Source organism: Nitrosophilus sp., assembly GCF_982775275.1.
The window spans coordinates 1-2,219 of record NZ_CEXZHP010000231.1 but is presented as its reverse complement, the minus strand read 5'-3'; the positions used below and the strand labels follow the sequence as shown (position 1 = coordinate 2,219).

Genomic DNA, 2,219 nt, shown 5'->3' with positions numbered 1-2,219 from the left:
AAGGTGAGTGAAGCGAAGCAAGTTTGCGGTTAGGAAAGGTTGAAGGGATAAGGGGGTAAGGGTCAAGATGATAAGGGAGGGCTCAATTCCCAATTCCCATTTCCCAATTCCAAATTCCCATTTTCCATTTCCCAAATTTATATATAAGGAGCAAAATTGTATTTTTTTTTAATAGCTATTTTTGGTCTAATTTTTGGCTCTTTTTTAAATGTATTGATTTATAGAATTCCAAATTTTCAAAATATCGCTTTTCCCTCAAGCCACTGTCCAAAATGTAAAAATCCTTTGAAATGGTGGCACAATATTCCGGTGATTTCTTGGATAATATTAAAAGGTAAATGCTATTATTGTAAGGAAAAAATATCTTTTAGATATCCTCTAATAGAGATATTAACATCACTAATATTTTTAACGGTTTTTTTAAAAAACGGAATAAATATATACTCTTTAATTATCTCTTTAGTCTTTTCTCTATTGCTTGCGTTATCCGTAATCGATCTGTTTTATAAAGCGGTTCCCGATAGTATAAATCTAACTGCACTTACTTTAGCGATTTTTTCTTCGCAAGATATATTGCAAAATTTACAAAACGCTCTAATATTTGCAGGAGCTTTTGCCCTTTTGAGATTTTATGTAAGTTATTATGTCTCTTTAAAAGAAAATATTTTACTAAATCAAAAAATCAAAAAATCCCCATGGCTAAAAAGCTTTTATCCAGCCCCGGTTATGATTGAGGCTATGGGTGAGGGAGATATTATCGTAGCGGCTACGATAGGAGCTATACTTGGCGTAAAACTCTCCATTATAGCCATATTTTTATCGGCTATTTTTGCGATTCCTGCATCAATATTTTTAAGAGCTACAAAAAGAGAGTTAGAACTTCCCTATATTCCTTTTTTAGCGATTTCCCTTATAATTGTGTTTTTATATGAACAAAATTTTAATAAATTGATAGAGTGGTTTATAAATGGTTAGATTAAGCAGATATTTAAACAATAACTTTTCGACGATGTTTTTTTCTCTTTTTGTTCCTCTTTTTGCTATAGCTTCGCTTATCTTTTTTATTAAAGTGGTATCGATTACTTCCATTATAAAAGTAGATTTTTATGAGTTGATAAAACTCTATATTTACGTTCTTCCGCAAATTCTTTTTTATACTATACCTATAACATTTTTTGCCGCCGGAGTGATGAGTTTATCTAAACTCTCTTACGATTATGAGATGGTGGTTATTTTTTCGTTGGGGATCAAACCCATTAAAATTGCCCATATTTTAGGAAAACTTTCATTACTTACCTCTATTTCGTTATTGACTCTCTCTTTAGTTATAATTCCTCAGGCAAAACAGATGTATAAAGGCTTTATTGCCTTTAAAAAAGCTGAAGCGGTATTTAATATAAAACCGAGCGAATATGGACAAAAATTTGGCGATTGGCTCTTGTTTATAGGCTCACAAATAGGAACAAACCATTTTAAAGACGTAGTTTTATACAATCAAAAAGTTATGAACAAAGAAAATTTTATAACGGCAAAAGAGGCTTTAATAATCTCAGATAACGAAGGATTAAAATTTATTTTAAAAGATGGTAAAGGTTATACTTACGAAAATGGGCTTTTAAATCAACTTGAATTTGAAAAAATGGTATTAAACGATTTAAGCGTCTTAGAGGCAAAAAAATATAGAAACGTTATTGAGTATTGGTTTGAGAGCACATCAAACAAAAAAAGGGCTTTTGATTTTTCGATTTTTATAATCGTTTCTCTTTTCCCGATGATATCAATATTTTTAATAATGGGTTTAGGGATTAAGAATCCAAGATATGAAAAAAAATTTTACGTATTTATGGATAATTTTATCGATAATAATATTTTATACCCTCTCATTTTTACTTTCAAAAAATATACCGTTTTACGCGATAGGAATAATGATCTTTTTATGGCTGTTTTTTGGTTATTTAATTTACAAAAAAAGAGTAAAAAGTAGATATTGATGAGAGTCAAAGGGATAATAAGCTACGACGGAAGTAGATTTTTGGGTTTCCAATCCCAAAAACATACAAAAAATACGGTTGCAAACAGTATAGAAAGCGCCTTTAAAAAACTTTCAATAGATTCTAAAATCGTAGCAAGCGGCAGAACCGACAAAGGCGTGCACGCGACAAATCAGGTTATTCATTTTGATTTGCCAAAACATTGGAGAGATTTGGATAAACTAAAAA

At 30.5% G+C, this 2,219-nt stretch carries 2 protein-coding genes and 1 pseudogene; all 3 read left to right on the top strand.

The features are described 5' to 3' along the window. Positions 1-156: 156 nt before the first annotated feature. A complete protein-coding gene (locus AC30RD_RS08630) occupies positions 157-975 on the top strand; it encodes a prepilin peptidase (RefSeq protein WP_489494097.1) in 819 nt (272 codons plus the stop codon). Then, the gene (locus AC30RD_RS08625) at positions 968-1,984 is read left to right on the top strand and encodes an LptF/LptG family permease (RefSeq protein ID WP_489494096.1); all 1,017 of its coding nucleotides are present in this window, start codon (positions 968-970) and stop codon (positions 1,982-1,984) included. The genes AC30RD_RS08630 and AC30RD_RS08625 overlap by 8 nt, the downstream gene beginning before the upstream one ends. 6 nt (positions 1,985-1,990) lie before the next feature. Beyond that, a pseudogene (locus AC30RD_RS08620) lies at positions 1,991-2,219 on the top strand (tRNA pseudouridine(38-40) synthase TruA); the annotation flags it as partial.

Bases quoted from the DNA above. Each gene is read 5' to 3' on its own strand.
- AC30RD_RS08625 (WP_489494096.1), top strand. From the start codon at position 968: ATGGTTAGATTAAGCAGATATTTAAACAATAACTTTTCGACGATGTTT.